Origin of the sequence: Streptomyces sp. NBC_00554, from assembly GCF_041431135.1 — a bacterium.
GTDB lineage: Bacteria > Actinomycetota > Actinomycetes > Streptomycetales > Streptomycetaceae > Streptomyces.
This window is the reverse complement of sequence record NZ_CP107799.1, coordinates 767,068-782,209: the sequence shown is the minus strand read 5'-3', so window position 1 is coordinate 782,209 and position 15,142 is coordinate 767,068. Positions and strand designations below refer to the sequence as shown.

Below are 15,142 nucleotides of genomic sequence, written 5' to 3'. Positions count from 1 at the left end.
TCACGAGACGACGTCCCGCGGCGGCTTGCCGTCCATGAATTCGGTGGCGTTCCGGACGGCCGCCCGCGCGATCCGGACGACCGTCTCGCGCGTGACGCCCGCGACATGCGGGGAGAGCACCACGTTCGGGGCCTTGAGCAACCGCAGGGCCGAGGTGGGCGGTTCGGGGTCGAAGACGTCGATGCCCGCTCCGGCCAGGGCGCCCGCCTCCAGCGCGTCCGCCAGGGCGTCCTGGTCGATCAGGGCGCCCCGCGCGGTGTTGACGACGAACGCGGTGGGCCTGAGGAGCGCGAGCCGCTCCGCGTCGAGGAGGTGCCGCGTCTCGTCGGTGAGCGGCATGTGCAGCGTGATGTAGTCCGACGTACGCAGCAGTTCGTCGAGTTCGACATGGCGGGCGCCGCCGAGCCGGGCCGCCGTCTCCGGGTCGACGGACCGCCGGCCCGCGTACACGATGCTCATGTCGAACGCGGCCGCGCGGCGGGCGACTTCCTTGCCGATGTGCCCGAGCCCGATGATGCCGAGCGTCTTGTCGGACAGCTCGGTGAGGGACCGCTGAAGCCTCGGCAGCGCCCAGTCGGCGTCGACGAGCGCGGTGTGCGCCGGGACCAACTGCTTGGCGAGGGCGAGCATCAGCGCGAAGGTCTGCTCGGCCACGTTCTGCTTCTCGGCGCCGCTGGAACCGATGTTGCAGACGGACACGCCGTTGGCGCGCGCGGCCTCCAGGTCGATGTAGTCGAAGCCGTGGTTTGCGCACTGGATCAGCTCCAAGTCCGGTGCCGCGGCGATGTGTTCGGCGGTCACCGGGCCGAGTGCCGTGACGACGACGTGTGCTTCCCGCAGCGCGACCGGGTCCTCGTCGGTGGCTTCGACCACGGTGACACGGGCCCCCTCGGGGAACAGGGTGGCGAGCGCCGCGCCCGCCCTACGGCCTCCGACATGCGGTGGGCCGACGGCGAGCACGTTCTTCGTCTCGGTCATGCGATGTCCTCGATCAGGTCATCGGGACCGATGCTGGAGGGGCGGGCGTGCCCGGACAGGGCCAGCGTGAGGTCGAATTCGGCGAGCAGACAGCGGATGACGTGCTCGACGCCCGCCTGGCCGTCGAGCCCGAGCCCGTAGGCGTACGGACGCCCGACGAGGACGCCCTGCGCGCCGAGGGCGAGCGCCTTGAAGATGTCGTCGCCTGTGCGGATCCCGCTGTCGAAGAGAACGGTCAGCCGGTCGCCCGCCGCCTCCACCACACGCGGCAGCGCGTCCGCCGCGGCGACGGAACCGGCCACCTGGCGGCCGCCGTGGTTGGAGACGACCACGCCGTCCATTCCGGCGCTGGCCGCACGACGGGCGTCGTCCGGGTGCAGGACCCCCTTGAGGACGATCGGGCCCTCCCAGTTCTCCCGCAGGAACTCCAGGTCCGGCCACGTCTTGCCCGGGTCCGCGAACATGCCCACGAAGTGCATGACCGCCGCGTTCGGGTCCTCGTGCACCGGCTTGGCCAGGCCCGCCTGGAACGCCGGGTCGGTGAAGTAGTTGGCGATGCCCACACCGTGCAGGAACGGCAGATACGCCTGGTCGAGGTCGCGCGGACGCCAGGCAAGGAGGGGCGTGTCGAGAGTGACGAACAGCGCGGTGAACCCGGCCGCCTTCGCCCGGTTCAGGAAGCTGAGGGTGACCTCGCGGTCCTTCGCCCAGTACAGCTGGAACCAGCGCTCCGCGTCGCCCATAGCCTCCGCGACCTGCTCCATGGGCGTGCTGGACGCCGAGGACAGGATGTACGGCACGCCCTGGGCCGCGGCGGCCCGCGCGGCGGCGGACTCCGCGTCCGGGTGCATGATCGACAGCACGCCGACGGGCGCGAGTGCGAGTGGAGCGGGCAGTTGGCGCCCCAACACCTCTACGGACAGGTCGCGTTCATGCACATCGCGCAGCATGCGCGGCACGATTCGCCGCCGTTCCAGCGCCTCCCGGTTGGCCCGGGCGGTGCTTCCGTTGCCCGCGCTGCCCGCCACATAGCCGACAGGACCGGGCCCGAGCCGCTGTTCGGTGAGCTCTTCCAGCCGCGTCAGATCGGTGGGCAGCCGGGGTACGGCCCCCGTCATCCCGTTGAGATAGATCTCGTACTGGAAGTCGGCCCAGTGCTTCGCCATCCGTACGTCCTGCCTCTCGTCCCTGAGATCGCGCTGTACGGGGTTGATCCTGGCGACTGTGACAAGGTCCGTCCACTGGGCTGCGCCGCCACCAGCTCTGTTCCGGAGGTGGCGAGTCGGCAGTCCGGGGACCGGGAACGGGCCCTCAGATGCGGCGGATCCGTGCCGTGGCCCTGACGGGAGCCCCGTCGGCCCCCGCCAGCCGCAAGGGGAAGAGGAAGACCTCGATCGAGTACCCCGCGGTCTGCGCGCCGGCCACGAGGTCGAGACCGGTCAGGTTCTCGGCGATCACCCCTCCCGCGCCGCACAGGACCCGGTGCGAGAGAAGGTCCGTGCTGCCGATGGGGTCCACGCTCAGCGCGTCCACTCCGACCGTGCGGACGCCCGCGTTGACGAGGTCCTGCGACGCTTCCGGCGTGAGCCAGGGGTGTGCGAAGTACTGGTTCGTGCCCCAGTACGCCGACCAGCCGGTGGCGAGCAGCAGGATCGCGCCCGGTTGGAGGTGGAGGAGGCTCAGCGCGGGCGCGAGCAGGCCGGGAGTGATCGGCGTCCCGGGCGGGAGACCCCGGACGTCCGCAAGGACCGCCGGTCCCGCGAAGCGTTCCAGGGGCAGCAGGTCGAGCGTGGGCCAGGCCGAGTTCACGTGGTAGGGCGCGTCCACATGCGTCCCGGACTGCGAACCCATGTGCAGCCGCAGGACGTTGACCCCGTCCGTCGCGACCCGCAGCGCCCTTTCCACATCTACCTGCGGGTCGCCGGGATACACGGGCATCCCGGCGACCAGGGGGACGGACAGATCGAGCCAGGACTCCATCAATTCCCCTCCAGGACTTGCTCAGTTGCCCTCGACGGCGAGCGCCGGCGCCGGGTCTTCGGCCTTCGCGCCCGGTCCGGTGATCGCCGCTACCGGAACATCGACCGTACGCGCCAACCGTGCACCCTCCGGCCCGTACACGGCCCGGGGTTCGGGAAAGAGCCGCAGTAGTGAAAGGAAGAGGACGGCGGCGACGGCCAGCGAAAGCGGCAGGCCGATGTCGATTCCGTTCGCCAGATCGCCCAGCGGCCCGACGAACTGCCCGGGGATGTTGGTGAACAGGACGCCGATCACCGCGGCCACCCACCAGGCGGTCATGCCCCGCCAGTTCCAGCCGTGCGAGAACCAGTAACGGCCGCCGCGCTGACGGCGGTTGAAGACCTGGAGAGCGTCCGGGTCGTACCAGCCGCGCCGGGTGTAGAAGCCCAGGATCATCACGACCATCCAGGGCGTGGTGCACGTGATGATCATCGTGGCGAAGGTCGAGATGGACTGCACCAGGTCGAACCCAAAACGCCCGACGAAGATGAACGCGATCGACAGCACACCGACAAGCACGGTCGCTTGGACCCGCGACAGACGGGGGAACACGGACGAGAAGTCGAGCCCGGTTCCGTACAACGACGTCGTGCCCGTCGACATGCCGCCGATCAGCGCGAGCAGACACACCGGCAGGAAGAACCAGCTCGGCGAGATGGCAAGCAGCCCGCCCACGAAGTCGGGGGCCGCCGGATCGACATACTCCGGGGCCTTCGTCGCGATGATGCTCGCGGTCGCCAGGCCGAAGACGAACGGCAGCAGGGTCGCGATCTGGGAGAGGAACGCGGCACCGACCACCCTGCGGCGCGGCGCGTCGGCCGGGATGTAGCGGGACCAGTCGCCGAGGAACGCGCCGAAGGAGACCGGGTTGGACAGCACGATCAGCGCCGAGCCGATGAAGGAGGGCCAGAACAGCGCCTGCGTCGCCGAGTCGGCCGAGGACGTGAAGACACCCGCGTACGAGGGATCGAAGTCACCGGCGAAGGCGATCGCGCCGAGCAGGAACAGGACCGTCGCGGAGGTCACCGCGATCTTGTTGACGAACAGCATGAACCGGAAGCCGTACACGCACACCGCGAGGACCAGCGCGCCGAACAGTGCGTAGGCGACGACGTACGACAGATCGCTGCGCTCCAGGCCGAAGAGCCGGTGCGCGCCGCCGACCAGGGCGTCGCCGGAGCTCCACACCGAGATCGAGAAGAACGCGACGGCCGTGAGCAGGGAGAGGAACGAGCCGACGATGCGGCCGTGCACGCCCAGGTGAGCGGAGGAGGCGACCGCGTTGTTCGTGCCGTTGACCGGGCCGAACACCGCCATCGGGCACAGGATCAGCGCGCCGACGACGACTCCGAGGAGTGTCGCGGCGAGCCCCTGCCAGAAGGAGAGGCCGAAGAGGATGGGGAAGGCTCCGAGGACGCAGGTGGAGAAGGTGTTCGCACCGCCGAAGGCGACCCGGAACAGGTCGAGAGGGGACGCGGTGCGGTCCGCGTCGGGGATGCGCTCGACGCCGTACGTCTCGACCTCGGTGAGCGACGGGGGAGCGGTGGACGGGGAGTTGTCGGACAAGAGTGCTCCAGCGAAGTGCTGCCTGTACCCCTAAGGGCGGTGGAGCGCGTGGTGGCGCGGGGAGAGGGACGGCCGGTTGTCGCCGCTGGGGTGTGCGGCGTGAGCGGATGGCGTCCTCGCGGGGTCTGCCGACGCTAAGGCGGCGCGTCACCACGGCACCAGAGGACGGACCATCCATCTTCCGCGTCTTCGCTGGACGATTGCTCCACAGAGGGTGGGGGCGGGTGTCACTCCTCGTCGTCGGTGGCCGGGGTGTCCTGCGGCTCGGCGTCCGGACCCTGTGCCCGGACCCGCTGCACGTGCTCCAGCGAGTCCCGCAGCTCGGCGAGCCAGTCGTCGGTGTGGCGCTGCACCAGGCGTACGCACCAGGCGAGGGCGTCGCTGCGGCTGCGGGCCACACCGGCGGCGATGAGGGTGTCGAGGACCTGGCGCTCGGGCTGGCGCAGCCGGGTCATGACCGGCGCGGCGATGTGTGTGAACAGGGCGCGCTCGCCGCCGCACTCCACACCCCAGGAGACCTTCTTGCGGAACCGGTGCTCGGCCTCGCGGGCCACCGCGATCCGCTCCTCGCGGGTGCGCTCCCGGAATTCCTGGATACGCGCCTGGAGGGCCGCCTCCTTCTCGGCGTCCGAGGCGCCTTCGGTGAGCCGGGGCTCGGGGATGCGGCCGACGACCGTGATCTCCTCGCGGTCGACCGTCACCTCCGCCAGGCTCTCGAAGAGATCGTCGGGCAGGCGGCCGGCGAACCAGCCGCGCAGCTTCTCGTGCTGCTCCGTTGTAATCATGTAATGACGATTGCTCCGGAAGGGTGGATGCGCAAGGGGGGTCCGCCATGGGCTGAAGCGGAATGTTTCAGGCCTATTGCTGAGGCAGGGGAATCCGGCCAGGAAGGCCCGCCTGATGATCAGTAAGCGCTAGCTTCCGGGCCTGAACGGTCGAATTCTGTGACTTCACGCCACTGATTCAATACTCAAAGTTACTGAAACCTGTGGGTCGGATGTGTCTTTCCGGTCCGGACTCGGCAGACTCACGCTCGCCGAACCGGCACTCAACCGAGCCGGTACGGCCTTCAATCGAGCGGAAGGATGCACACAATGCCGACCACCGCGCGTTGGGCAGCGACTCTCACCCTGACGGCCACCGCCGTCTGCGGGCCCCTGGGCGGATCCGCCCTCGCCGCCCCGGGCCCCGGCCCGTCCGCGCTCTACGCCCCCTCTGCCCTGGTGCTCACCGTGGGCCACGGTGACAGCGCGGCCACCGCCACCGCGGAACGAGCGGTCACGCTGAACTGCGCCCCGACCGCCTCCGGCACCCACCCCGACGCCCCCTCGGCCTGCGCCGAACTCCGCAAGACCGGCGGCGACTTCGACGCCCTCTCGGTGAGAGCCGGCGCGCTGTGCACGAAGGAGTTCCACCCCGTCGTCGTCACCGTCGACGGTGTGTGGCAGGGCAAGCGCGTCGCGTACGAGCGCACCTTCGCGAACGAGTGCGTGAAGAACTCCTATGGGGTGAACGTCTTCACGTTCTGACGGACCGGGATCGCGTGGTCCCCGTGGGCGTCCAACGAGAGCCCGTGACTGGGGAAGGCGGGGCTCGTCGCGAGTGTCACGCGATCTCGTACCGGGGGCCGGCCAGACGGAGTGGGGCCGTCGGCCGGTCCCCGGCATTGCTGCATAGGGTGTGCAGGTGCTCGACCATGAAAATAAGGCCACGGCTCCCGGCGGCCCGAAGACCGTCCCCCGCCGCCGCACCTGGAGGCAGCTGTCTCCCCTCCTGCGCCTGCTGATCCTGACCCAACTCGCCTTCAACATCGGCTTCTTCGCCGTGCTGCCCTTCCTGGCCGAGCACCTCGGTACCGCGATAGGGATGGCGGGCTGGCTCGTCGGTCTGGTGCTCGGACTGCGGACGTTCAGTCAGCAGGGGCTGTTCGTGGTGGGCGGCGCGCTGGCCGACCGGTACGGGGTTCGGCCGGTGGTGCTCGCCGGATGTGCGCTGCGGATCGCGGGCTTCGGATGGCTGGGGTACGCGCGGGAGACCTGGGCGGTCGTCGGCGCCGTCCTGCTGATCGGTTTCGCCGCCGCGCTGTTCTCACCCGCCGTGGAGTCCGAGGTCGCGCGGCAGGCGGTGTGCTGGGAGGAAGCGGGGCGCGGATCCCGTACCCACGTGCTGGCGTTGTTCACCGTGGCCGGACAGGCCGGGGCGTTCGTCGGCCCGCTGCTGGGAGCGCTGCTGCTCGCCGTGGACTTCCGCGCGGTCTGCCTCGCCGGGGCCGCTGTCTTCGTGTTCGTCCTGGCGGGCCACGCGTGGCTGCTGCCGCAGCACATCCCCGGCCGGACGCGGGTGAAGGGCGGGGGAGGCGTCCGCGCGCTGCTGCGCAACCGCCGCTTCCTCGCGCTGTGCTGCGCGTACGGCGCCTACCTGCTGGCGTACAACCAGCTCTATCTCGTCCTCCCCGCGGAGGTCGAGCGCGCGGCGGGCTCACAGGCGCCGCTGGCCTGGCTGTTCGCGCTGTCCTCGCTGCTCGTCGTGACCGCCCAGCTGCCGGTCACCCGCTGGGCGGCGGACCGGCTCGACCTGCGCCGGTGCATGGCCGCCGGGCTGCTCCTCATCGCCGCCGGATTCGGCGTGGTGGCGCTGGCGAGGCCCGCCGCGTGGACGGGTACGGCGGGGCTGGGGCCCGCGGCAGGCTTCGTCGTCCTGCTCACCCTCGGCCAGATGCTCGTCGCACCCGCCGCCCGCGCCTGGGTGCCGGACCTCGCCGCCGACGGCAGGCTCGGCCTCTACACCGGCGCACTGTCCTCCATCTCCGGCCTGATCGTCCTCGTCGGCAGCGCGGGGACCGGCTCGCTTCTCGACACCGGATTCCCGCCCGCCGTGCCCTGGCTGGTCCTCGCCGTCATCCCCGTGGCGTCGATCGCGCTGCTGCCACGTCACGAGGGACCGCGCCAGGGACGCGCCCTCGGCCACCAGCCGGGCACCGCACGCCGGTAGCGCTCGTACTCCGCGCCGAATCTGCCGGCCAGCTCCGGCTCCTCGTACCACCGCGCGAAGGCCCACATCACGAGCCCGGCGATCGCCGCGTACGTCAGGAGTACCGGACGGGCGAACAGCAGGGCCTGCCCGGCGATGGTGGCCACGACCGCCACGTACATCGGATTCCGTACGTGCCGGTAGAGCCCGCCCACCACCAGATGCTCCGTGGGCGCGACCGGCGCCGGGGTGCCCAGGCCCTCGGCGACGAACCGTGCGAAGGCGGAGAGCAGCACCACCGCCCCCGCGGCCAGCGGGACGAGGCCGAGCAGCCGGACGGGCCCCGGCCAGTGACCGGCCTGCCACCCGGTGAGCCACCAGGGGAGGAGGACGGCCACGGTGCCTGGGGCGAGTGCCAGGAAGAGGGAGCTGCCGAACGCTGCCGCGGGTCTGCGCATACGGTCACGATGGCCGCCGTACGCCGTGCCGTAAACCGTGAGGATGCTGCTCCGGTTGGAGTCGCGGCGGAATGCGGTCCGCCCCCGCTCCCGGTAGGAGTGGGGACATGGGCGTACTCGGTGAACTGGATCTGCGGCTGTTCAGGCGGGTGGCCGCCGCCCGGTTCCCCGCCGCGGATCCGGCGCTGCGGCGGCTCAGCCATGCCGCCGACCACGGACGGCTGTGGTTCGGCGCGGCGGCGGGCCTCGCGTTCGTCGGAGGCCGTACCGCCCGGCGGGCGGCCCTGCGAGGTACGGGCTCGCTCGTCCTCGCCTCACTGACCGTCAACACGGTGATCAAGTGGAGTACCCGCCGCCCCCGCCCGCTGCTGGACCACGTACCGCGGATCAGACATCTCGGACGGCAGCCGCACACCACGTCGTTCCCCTCCGGACACTCCGCGTCCGCCGCGGCCTTCGCGACCGGAGTCGCCCTGGAATCCACCGGATACGGCGCTCTGGTCGCGCCCTTCGCGGCATCGGTCGCCTTCTCGCGCGTCTACGTGGGCGTGCACTACCCCGGGGACGTGCTGGCCGGGATGGCGATCGGCGCCGGGGCCGCCGCGCTGACCTGCCGCTGGTGGCCGCCGCGCTCCGCACGGCCGGAGCGGGAGCGGCCCGGGGCCGACGCGCCCGCGCTGCCCGGGGGCCGCGGACTCGTCGTCTTCGTCAACAGCCGGGCCGGCACCGGCGCTCCCACCACGCCACTCCCGCCGGCCGAACGGCTGCGCGGACTGCTGCCCGACGCCGAACTGATCGAACGCGCCCCGGACGACGACTTCGCCGAGCTGCTCGCCAAGGCGGTCGAGCGGGCCTCGGAGTTGGGCGGCGCGCTGGGTGTGTGCGGGGGAGACGGCAGCGTGAACGCCGCGGCTCGCGCGGCGGCCGAACGGGGGCTAGCGCTGGCGGTGTTCCCCGGCGGCACCCTCAACCACTTCGCGCAGGACGTGGGCGTACCCGACTTCGAGGACACCGCCGTCGCGGTCGCCCGGGGCGAGGCGGTGGCCGTGGACATCGGCGTGGCGCGCTCGGCGGCCGGGCACGAGGTGCGGTTCCTCAACACCTTCAGCATCGGCCTGTATCCCGAACTCGTCCGGCTCCGCGAGCACTTGGAGGAGCGCTGGGGCAAGTGGCCGGCCGCGGCCGTCGCCCTCACCCGGGTGCTGCGCACCGCGACCCCCATCGAACTGCGTGTCGACGGCCGCCCCCGGCGCCTGTGGCTGCTGTTCGCGGGCAACGGCCGGTACGTCCCGGACGGCTTCGCCCCCGCCTTCCGGCCGTGCCTGGACGACGGTCTGCTCGACCTGCGTGTGATCGACGGCGCCCACCGGCTCGCCCGCACCAGGGTCATCGCCTCCGCGCTGGCCGGAGCCCTCGGCCGTTCCCGGGTCTACAGCGCCGAACGCGTCTCCTGGGTCGAGCTGGAGGGTCTCACCGGCACGGACACACTCGCGTACGACGGTGAAGTCGCGCCCATGCCGGGTGAGTTGAGGCTGGAGAAACGGCACCGGGGGCTCGTCGTGTACCGGCCGGCCGTACCGCAGAACGAGCTGGCGCAGCAGGCTCGCCTCGCCGCGGCGACGGCCCGCTACCGAAGGCGCGTGAGGGGCCGCCCGACAGGAAACGTATGAGAGGCCGCTGCGCGAGAGACGGATGAGGGGCCGCCGTCTCCCTGCAGACGGCGGCCCCTCGGTCTGAGGTCCGGCGCGATCACATGTGGACGACCTGTGCCGCGTCCGGGTCCTGCTCCAACTTGCCGGGACGGTAGAGCAGGAAGGCGATCACCGCGCCCGCGGCGAAGAAGCCGGCCGACCACCAGAAGGCGGTGGTGTAGCTCTCGATCGTCGACTGCGCCTGGACCAGCTTGTCGGCCGGGTTCTTGCCGGCCAGGTAGCTCGCCGCGGCGCTCGCGGCCAGCGTGTTCAGCAGCGCCGTACCGATCGAACCGCCCACCTGCTGCATGGTGTTGACCGTCGCGGAGGCAACTCCCGCGTCCTCGGCCGCGATCCCGATCGTGGCCAGCGACATCGCGGGCGGCATCACGATGCCGAGGCCCACGCCGATCAGAATCAGCTGCGGCAGCACGGCGGTCGAGAAGGACGAGCCGACATCGATGCCGGTCAGCCAGACCATGGCGATCGCAGCGATCGCGAAGCCCGCCGGGATGACGATCTTCGGCCCGACGCGCGGCACCAGGATCGTGGTGGAGACCTGGGCCATGACCATCAGGGCCGCCATCATCGGCAGGAACGACACGCCCGTCTTGGTCGGGCTGAAGCCCAGGTTCAGCTGCAGGTAGTAGGTCAGGAAGAGGAAGACGCCGAACATTCCCGCGCCGGTGATCAGAATGGCGATGAACGAAGCGGCACGGTTGCGGTCGAGCAGCACGCGCATCGGCAGCAGCGGGTGCTTGGCTCGCGTCTGCCACCGGGCGAACGCCGTCAGCAGCACCCCGCCCGCGGCCAGGAAGCCCCAGGTGGCCGGCGAACTCCAGTCGTGCGTCTCGGCGTTGGAGAAGCCGTAGACCAGGGCGAAGAGTCCCGAGGAAACCAGCAGAGTACCGGGCAGGTCCAGCTTGGAGTTCGCGGCGTCGCGGTGGTTGTTCAGCAGCATCCAACCGCCGACGAAGGCGATGATCGCGAAGATGAGGTTGACGTAGAGAGTCCAGCGCCAGTCGAGCGCGTCGGTCAGCACACCGCCGAGCAGCAGCCCCAGCGCGCCACCGGCGCCGGCGATCGCACCGAACACGCTGAACGCCTTGGCGCGGTCCTTCGCCTCGGTGAACGTCGTGTTCAGCAGCGAGAGCGCGGCCGGTGCGAGCAGTGCGCCGAAGACGCCCTGGAGGGCACGTGCGGTGACCAGCATCCCGAAGCTGGTCGAGGCGCCGCCCAGCATGGAGGCCGCGGCGAATCCGGCGACACCGATCAGGAAGGCGGGCTTGCGTCCGAAGAGGTCGGCGATGCGTCCGCCGAGCAGAAGCAGGGAGGCGAACGCCAGCGAGTAGGCGGTGACGATCCACTGCCGGTTGCCGTCGGAGAAGCCGAGGTCCGCCTGGGCGGACGGCAGGGCGATGTTCACGATGGTGGCGTCGAGGACCACCATCAGCTGCGCGATCCCGATGATCGCGAGGATCCACCACCGCCGCTTCGACGATTGCGCCGGCGCGGCGTCCACCGCACCCGTACGGGCACCTTCAGTCACGGTCTGAGGCATGAGGGAACTCCAGGGAAGTCGCTCTGGGTTTCGTTTACGTAAACGAAACGGTTTCGTACACGTCGAGACTAGACCCCCTCTATCGAAACTGCAACGTTTCGATGAGTGACCTGGATCTCGGCGACGAGCAGGTCCGAGTATTCCTTGACGGGTATATAACCGCAGAGGCATATTGGAGTCATGTCCGATGCCACTCCCTGGGCCGCGCTCGCCGACCCGAACCGTCGCGCGATCGTCGCGCTGCTCCTCGAGCGTCCGCGGCCGGTCGGTGAGATCGTCGAGGCGAGCGGGCTCAGCCAGCCGAGCACCTCGAAGCATCTACGGGTGCTGCGCGACGCGGGCCTGGTGCGGGTCCGACAGGACGCGCAGCGCCGTGTCTACGCTCTCGACCCGGCTCCGATCGCCGAACTCGACGCCTGGCTGTCCCCGTACCGGAAGTTGTGGAACGAGAGCCTCGACGCCCTCGGCCGTCGCCTGGACCGGGCGGCGGGGGAGTCGTCGGACCAGCCCGATGAGCCCTCCCCGAAGGACTGAGCCACCATGTCCGCCGAATCCCCCGCCCCCACCGGCACCTACCTCACCCTCGACGACGGCCGCCCCGCCGTCCGCTTCACCCGGACCTACGACCACCCCGTCGACCGCGTCTGGCAGTTCGTGACCGACCCCGACGAACTGGTCCACTGGTTCCCCTCCCGCGCCGAGATCGATCTGCGCCCCGGCGGGACCGTCACCTTCAGCGGCGACCCGAACATGCCGGAGTCCACGGGCCGGGTCATCGCCGTCGACGCGCCCCGGCACCTCTCCTTCGAGTGGGGCGGCGACGAACTCCACTTCGACCTGGAGGCCCTGGACGACAAGCGCACCCGGTTCACGCTCACCAACGTCCTGGAGGCCGAGAACACCGCCGCTCGTAACGGTGCCGGGTGGGAGGTGTGCCTCGGCGCCCTCGACGCACACGCGCGCGGCGAGGAGCACGAGGGGCCGCACGCCGGGAGCGCCGCCCCCTGGCAGGAGATCTACCGCCGGTACATCGAGGCCGGGATCCCTTCCGGAGCCCCGGTCCCCGGGCACGGCTGACTCCTCACCGCATCTGCCTCCGCACCAGTTCGTGCAGCCGGCCGCCGGTGTCCGCGAGGAGCTGCGCGGGCGGGCCCTGCTGGGCCACCTTGCCGTCCTCCATCACGATGACGCGGTCCGCGTCCATCACGGTGGACAGGCGGTGCGCGATCACGACCCGGGTGGCGTTGAGCGCCCGGGTGCTCTCGATGACCGTGCGCTGTGTCTCGTTGTCCAGGGCGCTGGTCGCCTCGTCGAAGAAGAGGATGCGGGGGCGGCGTATCAGCGCCTGGGCGATCATCAGGCGCTGGCGCTGGCCGCCGGAGACCGCGCCGCTGCCCGAGACGATGGTGTGCAGGCCCATCGGCATGCGCTTGATGTCCTCGGCGAGGCCCGCCATCTCGGCCGCCGCCATCGCCTCCTCCGGCGTGTACGGCTCGGTGCCGCAGATGCAGTCCAGGATCGAGCCGGTGAAGGGCTGCGCGTGCTGGAGCACGACACCGCACTGGCGGCGCACGGCGGACTGGTCGAGGGCCGCCAGGTCCTGGCCGTCGTACAGGACGCTGCCCGAGACGGGCTTGTCGAAGCCGATGAGCAGCCGCAGCAGGGTGGACTTGCCGCAGCCGCTGGGCCCGACGATCGCCACGAACTCGCCCGGCCTGATGTCGAAGGACACGTCGTCGAGGACGAGCGGGCCGTCGTCGGAGTAACGGAAGGAGAGCCCTCGGGCTTCGAGCCCGCCGGACAGAACCCCGGGGCGGGTGCTCGCCACGCGCACCTCGGGTGTCGCGTCGAACACCGGCTTGATCTCCTCGAACATCGGCAGCGCGGCCGCGGCCGAGACGAACGCGCCAGTGATCGAGGTGACCGAGGTGAGCAGCATCGTCATCGAGGTGTTGAAGGTGAGGAACTCGGCGGCCGACAGTGAGTCGCGTGCCGGGCCCGCGAGCAGCATGAACATCAGCAGGGAGCAGAGCGGCAGATACACCGCCCCCATCACCGTCGTCAGGTTCTTGATCCGGCCGACCTTCTGCTGGAGCTCACGGCTGCGCGCGAACTCGCCCGCCCAGGCGGCGTACGCGTAGTTCTCGGCCGCCGCGACCCGCAGCTTGGGCAGGCCGCGCAGGGTCTGGAAGGCCTGGTTGTTGAGCTTGTTGCTGAGCACGACCAGACGGCGCTGCCAGCGCACCTGCCACAGGCCGAGCCCCAGGAACCCGGCAGCGATGACGACGAGCATGCCGATCGCGGCCAGCGCCATAGGGACGCTGTACCAGAGCAGCAGGCCCAGGTTCATCGCGCCGATCGTGCCCGCCTGCGCGAGTGTCGGACCGACGCCCGCGAGAAGGCGGCGGATCGCGCTGATGCCCATGGCGGCGCTGGCCAGTTCACCGGTGGAGCGGGAGGTGAAGAACTTCGTGGGCAGGCGCAGCAGCCGGTCCCAGACGGCCGGCTGGAGCGTCGCCTCGATCCGGCCCTCCAGCCGCAGGATGGTGAGGTTCTGCAGCAGCATGAACGCCGCCGACACCACGCTGGTGATCATGATGGCGAGACAGACCTGCACGATGAGACTGTGCTGGGCCTTCGGCACGTACTCGCCGAGCACCTTGCCGGTGGCGATCGGCACGATCGCGCCGATGGCCACGGTCACCAGACCGCTGATGGCGAGGTTGCGCATGTCGCCGCCGGTGCCCTGGAGGCAGAACCTCATCAGCCGCAGCGGGCTCAGCTTCCGCTCGGGCAGCGGACGGTAGAACATCGTGGCCTGCGGTTCGTACTCGCCCGCGTTGGCCTTCTCGACCGGGGTCTCCCGCCCGGAGGACGGCTGTACGGCGACGTATCCGCCGCGCCGCCACAGCAGCGCCACCGGTGAGCCCGACACGGCACGGTGGCCCACCAGCGGGCCGATGTTGTCGTGCCACCAACGCCCGTCGAGACGTACGGCACGGGTGCGGACGCGCGAGGCGATCGCGATCCGCTCGACCGGGTCGAGCCGGTCGCTCTCCGCTCCGCTCTGCATGGCCTCCGCGAGGGTGATGCCGGCCGCGCCCGCGACCAGTTTGCAGGCCGCGTACGTGGCGTCCGCGTCGGCGGCCGTCGGACGCTTCGCCGACTGCTTGCCGATCGACGCGAGGAGGGTCCGGTCGGCCTGCGCGCGGACGGCCTCGCCCGCCTTGATACCCGCCGCCGTACGGTCCTCGTGGCGCGACTCCAACCGCTCGATCCAGCGGTCGAGTGTGGTGAGGAGCCGGTACTGCTGGTCGACCATGCGCTGCCAGACACCGGAGTCCATCAGCAGGTCGGCCGCCGCCTCCGCCCCGTACAGGGAGCCGTACTGCACACTGCCGGGCGGCACCTGCATCCAGAAGACGTCGTCGTCCGTGAGCGCGGCGGCGTTCTCATGGGCCATCGGCGCCTGGAAGAGGATGGAGAGGCTGCGGCCGACGCCCAGGGCGAGGGCGTATTCCAGCGGGCTCGAAGTCGGCGGTACGTACTGGGCGTTGCCGTACTCGTCGTACGACCAGGTCTGGGTGTCGGGCTGCTGGTACAGCTCGCGCAGCCCGATGCGGCGCACCACGCAGTCGCGCAACGGCCGCCCGACCAGGGTGTGTTGGGGGCCGGTGACCGGGCCGAGCAGCAGGGAGCCCGCTTCGAGGCGGCCGAGGTGGTGCCAGTGGCCCTGCTGTACGGCGTCCACCGCGAACAGGTCCATGGTGCCCGCCGCGACGAGCCACAGGACCTGCGGGCCTTCCAGATCAAGGCGGTTGAGAGTGGAGCAGTCGATCGGCGTGCCCATGCCGCCCAGCGCGCCGAGGACGAGGTCGCCCTCGTTGACCGTGGTCATC

The 15,142-nt window shown here is 70.8% G+C and carries 13 protein-coding genes; 5 read left to right on the top strand and 8 right to left on the bottom strand.

What is annotated here, in order from left to right; translation table 11 throughout:
* The 5 genes from OG266_RS03620 to OG266_RS03600 form a co-directional block, all read right to left on the bottom strand.
* The gene (locus tag OG266_RS03620) at window positions 1–978 is read right to left on the bottom strand and encodes a 2-hydroxyacid dehydrogenase (protein WP_371542618.1); all 978 of its coding nucleotides are present in this window, start codon (window positions 976–978) and stop codon (window positions 1–3) included.
* A complete protein-coding gene (locus OG266_RS03615) occupies window positions 975–2,144 on the bottom strand; it encodes a lactate 2-monooxygenase (RefSeq protein ID WP_266471811.1) in 1,170 nt (389 codons plus the stop codon). Before OG266_RS03615 ends, OG266_RS03620 begins: the two co-directional genes overlap by 4 nt.
* 145 nt (window positions 2,145–2,289) lie before the next feature.
* Entirely contained in the window at window positions 2,290–2,958 is a 669-nt protein-coding gene (locus tag OG266_RS03610) for a cyclase family protein (protein WP_266471809.1), read from the bottom strand.
* A gap of 21 nt (window positions 2,959–2,979) precedes the next feature.
* On the bottom strand, window positions 2,980–4,563 hold the full coding sequence (locus OG266_RS03605; RefSeq protein ID WP_266471807.1) for a cytosine permease: 1,584 nt from the start codon (window positions 4,561–4,563) through the stop codon (window positions 2,980–2,982).
* A gap of 227 nt (window positions 4,564–4,790) precedes the next feature.
* Window positions 4,791–5,348 carry a hypothetical protein gene (locus OG266_RS03600; RefSeq protein WP_266471795.1) on the bottom strand — a complete coding sequence of 186 codons (558 nt, stop codon included), beginning with the start codon at window positions 5,346–5,348 and terminating at the stop codon, window positions 4,791–4,793.
* Window positions 5,349–5,657: 309 nt separating this feature from the next.
* Here OG266_RS03600 and OG266_RS03595 point away from each other — a divergent pair, with 309 nt between their 5' ends.
* The gene (locus OG266_RS03595; RefSeq protein WP_266471791.1) at window positions 5,658–6,092 is read left to right on the top strand and encodes a protease inhibitor; all 435 of its coding nucleotides are present in this window, start codon (window positions 5,658–5,660) and stop codon (window positions 6,090–6,092) included.
* A gap of 157 nt (window positions 6,093–6,249) precedes the next feature.
* Window positions 6,250–7,554, top strand: a complete 1,305-nt coding sequence (locus OG266_RS03590; protein WP_371542612.1) for an MDR family MFS transporter — start codon at window positions 6,250–6,252, stop codon at window positions 7,552–7,554.
* On the opposite strand, the gene OG266_RS03585 is transcribed toward OG266_RS03590, so the two are convergent.
* Window positions 7,494–7,991 carry an isoprenylcysteine carboxylmethyltransferase family protein gene (locus tag OG266_RS03585; protein ID WP_371542609.1) on the bottom strand — a complete coding sequence of 166 codons (498 nt, stop codon included), beginning with the start codon at window positions 7,989–7,991 and terminating at the stop codon, window positions 7,494–7,496. The genes OG266_RS03590 and OG266_RS03585 overlap by 61 nt on opposite strands.
* Before the next feature lie 107 nt (window positions 7,992–8,098).
* On the opposite strand from OG266_RS03585, the gene OG266_RS03580 reads away from it, so the two are divergent.
* The gene (locus tag OG266_RS03580; protein WP_371542606.1) at window positions 8,099–9,661 is read left to right on the top strand and encodes a bifunctional phosphatase PAP2/diacylglycerol kinase family protein; all 1,563 of its coding nucleotides are present in this window, start codon (window positions 8,099–8,101) and stop codon (window positions 9,659–9,661) included.
* A gap of 79 nt (window positions 9,662–9,740) precedes the next feature.
* Here the strand turns inward: OG266_RS03580 and OG266_RS03575 are convergent, their stop codons facing one another.
* Complete coding sequence (locus tag OG266_RS03575) at window positions 9,741–11,243, bottom strand: MFS transporter (RefSeq protein WP_266471783.1); 1,503 nt, start codon at window positions 11,241–11,243, stop codon at window positions 9,741–9,743.
* A 180-nt stretch (window positions 11,244–11,423) separates the two neighbouring features.
* Here OG266_RS03575 and OG266_RS03570 point away from each other — a divergent pair, with 180 nt between their 5' ends.
* Window positions 11,424–11,777, top strand: a complete 354-nt coding sequence (locus OG266_RS03570) for an ArsR/SmtB family transcription factor (protein ID WP_371542602.1) — start codon at window positions 11,424–11,426, stop codon at window positions 11,775–11,777.
* Window positions 11,778–11,783: 6 nt separating this feature from the next.
* Window positions 11,784–12,320, top strand: coding sequence for an SRPBCC family protein (locus OG266_RS03565; RefSeq protein ID WP_371542598.1), 537 nt, complete (start codon window positions 11,784–11,786; stop codon window positions 12,318–12,320).
* Between the two features lie 4 nt (window positions 12,321–12,324).
* Here OG266_RS03565 and OG266_RS03560 read toward each other — a convergent pair whose 3' ends face one another.
* Entirely contained in the window at window positions 12,325–15,141 is a 2,817-nt protein-coding gene (locus OG266_RS03560; RefSeq protein ID WP_371542595.1) for an NHLP bacteriocin export ABC transporter permease/ATPase subunit, read from the bottom strand.
* Between the last annotated feature and the right edge of the window lies 1 nt (window position 15,142).

Bases quoted from the DNA above. Each gene is read 5' to 3' on its own strand.
- OG266_RS03585 (WP_371542609.1), bottom strand. From the start codon at position 7,991: ATGCGCAGACCCGCGGCAGCGTTCGGCAGCTCCCTCTTCCTGGCACTC.
- OG266_RS03615 (WP_266471811.1), bottom strand. From the start codon at position 2,144: ATGGCGAAGCACTGGGCCGACTTCCAGTACGAGATCTATCTCAACGGG.
- OG266_RS03570 (WP_371542602.1), top strand. From the start codon at position 11,424: ATGTCCGATGCCACTCCCTGGGCCGCGCTCGCCGACCCGAACCGTCGC.
- OG266_RS03580 (WP_371542606.1), top strand. From the start codon at position 8,099: ATGGGCGTACTCGGTGAACTGGATCTGCGGCTGTTCAGGCGGGTGGCC.
- OG266_RS03600 (WP_266471795.1), bottom strand. From the start codon at position 5,348: ATGATTACAACGGAGCAGCACGAGAAGCTGCGCGGCTGGTTCGCCGGC.
- OG266_RS03620 (WP_371542618.1), bottom strand. From the start codon at position 978: ATGACCGAGACGAAGAACGTGCTCGCCGTCGGCCCACCGCATGTCGGA.
- OG266_RS03575 (WP_266471783.1), bottom strand. From the start codon at position 11,243: ATGCCTCAGACCGTGACTGAAGGTGCCCGTACGGGTGCGGTGGACGCC.
- OG266_RS03560 (WP_371542595.1), bottom strand. From the start codon at position 15,141: ATGACCACGGTCAACGAGGGCGACCTCGTCCTCGGCGCGCTGGGCGGC.
- OG266_RS03595 (WP_266471791.1), top strand. From the start codon at position 5,658: ATGCCGACCACCGCGCGTTGGGCAGCGACTCTCACCCTGACGGCCACC.
- OG266_RS03565 (WP_371542598.1), top strand. From the start codon at position 11,784: ATGTCCGCCGAATCCCCCGCCCCCACCGGCACCTACCTCACCCTCGAC.
- OG266_RS03610 (WP_266471809.1), bottom strand. From the start codon at position 2,958: ATGGAGTCCTGGCTCGATCTGTCCGTCCCCCTGGTCGCCGGGATGCCC.